At 61.2% G+C, this 6,165-nt stretch carries 3 protein-coding genes, 2 tRNA genes and 1 rRNA gene; 4 read left to right on the plus strand and 2 right to left on the minus strand.

Annotated elements, in window-relative coordinates; genetic code table 11:
- Positions 1 to 26 precede the first annotated feature (26 nt).
- Complete coding sequence (locus ACWIKC_RS01885) at positions 27 to 1,070, minus strand: retropepsin-like aspartic protease (protein ID WP_454598450.1); 1,044 nt, start codon at positions 1,068 to 1,070, stop codon at positions 27 to 29.
- A gap of 102 nt (positions 1,071 to 1,172) precedes the next feature.
- On the opposite strand from ACWIKC_RS01885, the gene ACWIKC_RS01890 reads away from it, so the two are divergent.
- Positions 1,173 to 2,009: a glycosyltransferase gene (locus ACWIKC_RS01890; protein ID WP_454598451.1), complete on the plus strand. Its 837-nt coding sequence runs from the start codon at positions 1,173 to 1,175 to the stop codon at positions 2,007 to 2,009.
- Here ACWIKC_RS01890 and ACWIKC_RS01895 read toward each other — a convergent pair.
- Positions 1,948 to 3,477 (minus strand): lipopolysaccharide biosynthesis protein, encoded by a 1,530-nt coding sequence (locus ACWIKC_RS01895; RefSeq protein WP_454598452.1) that lies wholly within the window; start codon positions 3,475 to 3,477, stop codon positions 1,948 to 1,950. The genes ACWIKC_RS01890 and ACWIKC_RS01895 overlap by 62 nt on opposite strands.
- A 692-nt stretch (positions 3,478 to 4,169) precedes the next feature.
- Here ACWIKC_RS01895 and ACWIKC_RS01900 point away from each other — a divergent pair.
- From ACWIKC_RS01900 to ACWIKC_RS01910, 3 genes are all read left to right on the plus strand, one after another.
- A 16S ribosomal RNA gene (locus ACWIKC_RS01900) occupies positions 4,170 to 5,658 on the plus strand.
- A gap of 196 nt (positions 5,659 to 5,854) precedes the next feature.
- Positions 5,855 to 5,931: transfer RNA gene (locus ACWIKC_RS01905), tRNA-Ile, on the plus strand.
- 13 nt (positions 5,932 to 5,944) lie between these two features.
- Positions 5,945 to 6,020: transfer RNA gene (locus ACWIKC_RS01910), tRNA-Ala, on the plus strand.
- Positions 6,021 to 6,165: the final 145 nt, after the last annotated feature.

Consider the following 6,165-nt stretch of genomic DNA (forward strand, 5'->3'; position numbering starts at 1 on the left):
AGCGCGCCTGCCCGGTCACCGCATCATCAGGTCCCGATCCGCGAGGGAAAGAAGAGCTGCCGGGTTGCCGTATTCGCCTGCGATCCGTCGGGCAGGTCGAACAGGATGCGGCGGTCGGCAAAATCGATTGCCACGCGATCGAACGCGCGCAGGTTCTGCATGCCCAGGATCAGCGCGGGTCTGTCGTCGAGGCCGAGCTGGGCGAACACCGGACTGTCGGCATAGCCGATCGGCACCTTCGTCATCGTCAGCCCGCCGATGCGCAACGTTCCCGCGAAGGTCAGATCGCTTCGGACCTCGAACCCGTGGACGTCGGTGGTCAGCAATTCATCCAGCTGGCGTGCGCGAAGGCGACGGCGCAAGGCGGCGTTGCCGTGCGAGTTGGCGGCGCCGGTATCGATGATGATCGCGGTGCGCACCCCGTCGATCCGGGCATCGGTGATGATCATCTGCCCAAGCTTGCGCCGCGCCCGCACGACGATCTCGTAACCCGTGCCGCGATCATCGTGGGCATCGGCCACCGAGATGCGGTTCTCTCGAAAATCCATCAGCACCCGCAGGTTCTGGAGGCTGTCGAGTCCGAGGATCCCATCCGCACCGATATGGCGGGCTTCGAGCAGCGGCGCGGTCAGCCCGTCGAGCCGCCGGTTGGCGAATTCCAGCCCGTCGAGTTCGATGGTCTCGACCATGCGGCTGCTCCCCATCGCCACCAGCAGCGCCTGCCCGCTGGGAACGAGTTGCAGCCGGTCGGTCACGCGGTGCGTCACCACCGTGGCCTGCGCGCCGGTGTCGATCAGGAAGCGGAAGGGTCCGGCCCCGGAAATCGTCACCGGAACGGTCATTCGCAGATAGCGATCGAGGGCGATTTCGAAGTCCTCGATCGGGTTCGCTTCGTCGGGAAGGATGGTTGGCGGCGGCGCTTGGTCGGCTTCGGAGAGTGTCGAATTCGACAATTGTCTTGCTACCGAAACTGTCGAATTCGATATCGGCAGAACAAGCGCGAGAATCGCCACTGCGGTGTTGAACATGTTGCGCATCGTGACGCATCTCCAATCGCAGAGATAAATCATGCGGCGATGGCCAAAAAACGGCAAACCCGGCCTGTCGATCACTCTATGCCGGCTTGCAATGCACTGGTAGATGCGCGTCACAATGATGCGAGCCTCCAATCCATGACGATCCAGATCGCCGCGCTGGCCCATAATGAGGAACGCCGGATCGCGCTGTGTCTCGACAGCCTGCCGCTGGGCGAGCCCGGGGTTGCTGTGGCGGTGGTGGTCAACGGCAGCAGCGACGCCACGGCCGATATCGTCCGCAGCTATGGCGATCGCGGTGTCCGGCTGGTCGAATATGCAGCTGGCGGCAAGGCGCGCAGCTGGAACCGCTTCATGCTCGACGAGGCGCCCGAGGCGGACTGCTATGTCTTCGTCGATGGCGATGCCCAATTGCTGCCCGGGACCGTCCAGGGCCTCGTCCGCTGCCTGCGCGACAATCCGCGCGCCAATGCGGCGGCGGGCATGCCGCGCAACGGGCGGCGGGCGGCCTATTACCGGCGAATGTTGGCAGAGGATCACGGGTTGTTCGGCGATTGCTACGCCTTGAGCGGCGCATTCGTCGCGCGGCTGCGCGCCAGCGGGTTGCGGCTGCCCGAGGATCTCGTGGGCGACGACAGCCTGATCGCCGCGCTCGCCAACAACGATCTGGGGCGCGACGCCGATCGCCGCGAGGACGCGGTGGTGCCCTGCGATACGGGCGGCTTCCTGTGCGAGCCGACCACGTTGACGCCCAGAGGATTGACGCTGCAGGCGCGCCGGATGGTCAATTATTCGGTTCGGCATTTCCAGAACCGGATCATCAGCGCGCTGATGCAGAGCGAGGGACCCGCAGCGCTCCCGCGGCGCATGGCCGAGCTTTATCCCGAATGGCTGCCGCGCCTGCGCCCGCGGCTCAGCCCGCTGTGGTTTGAATTCGACCGCCGGGCTTTGGCGCGGATGCGGGCCGCCGCCTGATCATGGCCCAGCTTTCGTAAACCACGCTGCGCCAGCCGAACCAGATCACCGCCGCATAGGTCGTGGCACCCGTCGCGCCGAGCGCCGCCAGCCTGAGCGGGGCGGCCCAGTCGGGCAGGATCGCCCGCAAACCGATCACCGCCACGGCCATCGCCGCGCAGCCGACGATCGCGGGCCAGATCGACTTGAACCACTCCCACGCGGAGACGCCGGCAACGGGCAGCGTCAGCGCGAGCGTGAAGGCAAGTAGAAGCGGCGAGGCAAACCACCAGGCCTGGACCAGTCCCATCGCGCCATATTCGACCCCGACCAGGAAGCCCGCGGTGAACAGCACCGCTCCGACAAGGCTGGTGTAGACATAGATGCGCGGGCGACCGGTGGCGTTCGTCGCGGGGGTGCAGATGATCTCGAGCGAGCGTAGCGGCATGACCAGCGCCAGACCGGCGACGATCGGTACCATCGGCATCCACTTCTCGCCGAACAGCGTGGCGATGGCTTCGGGGGCGGTGAGCGCGAGGCCGATATAAATGGGGCCGGTGATGATCGCGACGCTGCGCATCGAGCGCAGGAAATAGGGTGCGAGGCTATGCCCGGCCTTGTGCAGCTCGGAATAGGCGGGGAAGGCGACCTCGTTGAGCGGGGGCAGGAAGCGGCCGGTCACGATAAGGGTGAGGAACAGCGCCTCGGCGTAGAGACCCAGATCATAGGGTTCGAAGGTTCGCCCCGCGATGAAGATGTCGCTCTGGCTCTGGACGATCCACAGCAGCTGGCACAGCGTCATCGCCCCGCCGTAGCTGACCATGGCGCCCGCTCCCTTGAGATCGAACACCGGCATGGCGAGCGGCCAGGCCGCGATGGTCACCCCGACGGCGCGCACCGTGAAGGCGACGATCGGCGCCCAGACCAGCGCCCACACGCCATAGCCGTACCAGGCCATCGCCAACGCAGTGACCGCGCCGGCGATCGAGGCGATCATATTGGCGATCGCCTGGGTGCGGAACGAGAGCTCGCGCGACAGCAGCGCGCTGGGCAGGGCGATGAAGGGCGTGGTGAGGAACAAGAGCGCCTGAATGTACAGCATGTCTTCAATCAGCGGCTCGCTGTAATAGAGCGCGGCATAGGGCGCGATCAGGATCTGCGCCGCGGCCAGCCCGAAGTTGAGCACCAGCAGCAGCGCGAAAGCCTGACCGATGTCGCGCTTGCCGATGCTGTCCTGCTGGATCAGCGAATTGGCAAAGCCCCAGCCATTGAGGAAAGCCAGCGCGGCGAGCACCACCTGGCTCATCGCGAAGAGCCCGTAGTCGCTGGGGTCTAGCAAGCGCACTACAAGGAGGGTCGAACCCCAGGTGATGATCTGGGCAATGACCTGGCTACCATAGCGCCATGCGAGCGCGTTGCGGACACGGGCTCCAAAACCATCGGGGGCAGGTCCGGACGACGAGCCGCGAGCCTTATTGTCTGGGTCCATGGGCCCTTCCGGGCGCTCGTCGGCGCTGTCCATCGACAGGGCGTAGAATCGAATCGTACCGAAAGCGAGATACCAATCACGGGGTCCCGGTCCGGATTCGGGGCAAAGCCGGCGCGCCGGCCCGATTCATCGGCCCTGAATCGCCCCCTTGATCGGGGGGAAGGCTGCGTGGAGGCCGGAATGCTCCTCTTGAAGCCCTCGGAACGCTCCCCACATGACGCTTTCGGGACATGGCGAAACCCGCGGATTTCTGCAGTTTTTTCGACTTCACGAAATAAAATTGCAAAAACCCGTTGACCCGAATCGGAGGGCCCCATATATGCCCTCTCACCGGAGCGAAGCAGCCCACTCAAACGGGTTCGACGCTCTGGTCGCCAACATAAACGGATAGCCGGTCCCCCGGTGTAAATCGGGGATACCTTCGCTGTCCGCTTTTATTGTTGAGTGGCTCTTTGACATTGTTGAAATTTGATGAAGGGACATGTGGGCGACGGCGCCCGGTCCGGGGGTTTTAAGGCTCCGGATACCGGTTTAACTATGCCGATTGCCACATCCTTCGCAGGTCACAGCCTGCGTTGCGATGATGCATGTTCATTCGTATCCATTACGTTTGATGTGCAGGTATCGGCTCCTTGAAGCTCTTGTCTGTTCGGATAGCGGGTTTCGACCCGTGCCGGATAGGTGAGTGACACAAACTTGAGAGTTTGATCCTGGCTCAGAACGAACGCTGGCGGCATGCCTAACACATGCAAGTCGAACGAACCCTTCGGGGTTAGTGGCGCACGGGTGCGTAACGCGTGGGAACCTGCCTTTAGGTCCGGGATAACAGTTGGAAACGACTGCTAATACCGGATGATGTCTTCGGACCAAAGATTTATCGCCTTTAGATGGGCCCGCGTTGGATTAGGTAGTTGGTGGGGTAAAGGCCTACCAAGCCGACGATCCATAGCTGGTCTGAGAGGATGATCAGCCACACTGGGACTGAGACACGGCCCAGACTCCTACGGGAGGCAGCAGTGGGGAATATTGGACAATGGGCGAAAGCCTGATCCAGCAATGCCGCGTGAGTGATGAAGGCCTTAGGGTTGTAAAGCTCTTTTACTGGGGATGATAATGACAGTACCCAGAGAATAAGCTCCGGCTAACTCCGTGCCAGCAGCCGCGGTAATACGGAGGGAGCTAGCGTTGTTCGGAATTACTGGGCGTAAAGCGCGCGTAGGCGGCTTATCAAGTCAGGGGTGAAATCCCGGGGCTCAACCCCGGAACTGCCTCTGAAACTGGTAGACTAGAATACTGGAGAGGCGAGTGGAATTCCGAGTGTAGAGGTGAAATTCGTAGATATTCGGAAGAACACCAGTGGCGAAGGCGACTCGCTGGACAGTTATTGACGCTGAGGTGCGAAAGCGTGGGGAGCAAACAGGATTAGATACCCTGGTAGTCCACGCCGTAAACGATGATAACTAGCTGTCCGGGTTCTTAGAGCCTGGGTGGCGCAGCTAACGCATTAAGTTATCCGCCTGGGGAGTACGGTCGCAAGATTAAAACTCAAAGGAATTGACGGGGGCCTGCACAAGCGGTGGAGCATGTGGTTTAATTCGAAGCAACGCGCAGAACCTTACCAGCCTTTGACATCCTAGGACGACTTCTGGAGACAGATTTCTTCCCTTCGGGGACCTAGTGACAGGTGCTGCATGGCTGTCGTCAGCTCGTGTCGTGAGATGTTGGGTTAAGTCCCGCAACGAGCGCAACCCTCGTCCTTAGTTGCCATCATTTAGTTGGGCACTTTAAGGAAACTGCCGGTGATAAGCCGGAGGAAGGTGGGGATGACGTCAAGTCCTCATGGCCCTTACAGGCTGGGCTACACACGTGCTACAATGGCATCTACAGTGAGCAGCGATCCCGCGAGGGTTAGCTAATCTCCAAAAGATGTCTCAGTTCGGATTGGACTCTGCAACTCGAGTCCATGAAGGCGGAATCGCTAGTAATCGCGGATCAGCATGCCGCGGTGAATACGTTCCCAGGCCTTGTACACACCGCCCGTCACACCATGGGAGTTGGATTCACCCGAAGGTGGTGCGCTAACCTGCTTGCAGGAGGCAGCCAACCACGGTGGGTTCAGCGACTGGGGTGAAGTCGTAACAAGGTAGCCGTAGGGGAACCTGCGGCTGGATCACCTCCTTTCTAAGGATTGGTACGAAAGCGTCGGAGCTTGTCTCCGGAAGTGCTTCGCACCTTTTCAAAGAAACATGCCGTCGTCCTCATGTCCTTTCATCACTGGAGAAACGCTGATCGCAAGATCCGCGTTTGCGCCTGAGCTGGCTCACGCCGCCCGCGGCTTGCCATTCGCAAGAATGGTAGCCTGCTTGGTGACGGGGATGGGCCTGTAGCTCAGTTGGTTAGAGCGCACCCCTGATAAGGGTGAGGTCAGTGGTTCGAATCCACTCAGGCCCACCATCCTTTTGGCTATGGGGCCTTAGCTCAGCTGGGAGAGCACCTGCTTTGCAAGCAGGGGGTCATCGGTTCGATCCCGATAGGCTCCACCAGCCAAAACATTCTCCAGGATGAAACGAAAAAATATCCGGCTTCGGCCGGTAGCAAGAGGGTTTGCCTCTTGCGTCTTTGACATTGTGAATGGGTTTTTAAATCGATGCCGTGGCGGTATCGTCGCAAAGGTTTGCGGCCTTCGGG

It is taken from the genome of Qipengyuania sp. SM2507, assembly GCF_053714505.1.

Coding starts and splice junctions, on each gene's coding strand:
- ACWIKC_RS01885 (WP_454598450.1), bottom strand. CDS start 1,070: ATGATTTATCTCTGCGATTGGAGATGCGTCACGATGCGCAACATGTTC.
- ACWIKC_RS01890 (WP_454598451.1), top strand. CDS start 1,173: ATGACGATCCAGATCGCCGCGCTGGCCCATAATGAGGAACGCCGGATC.
- ACWIKC_RS01895 (WP_454598452.1), bottom strand. CDS start 3,477: ATGGACCCAGACAATAAGGCTCGCGGCTCGTCGTCCGGACCTGCCCCC.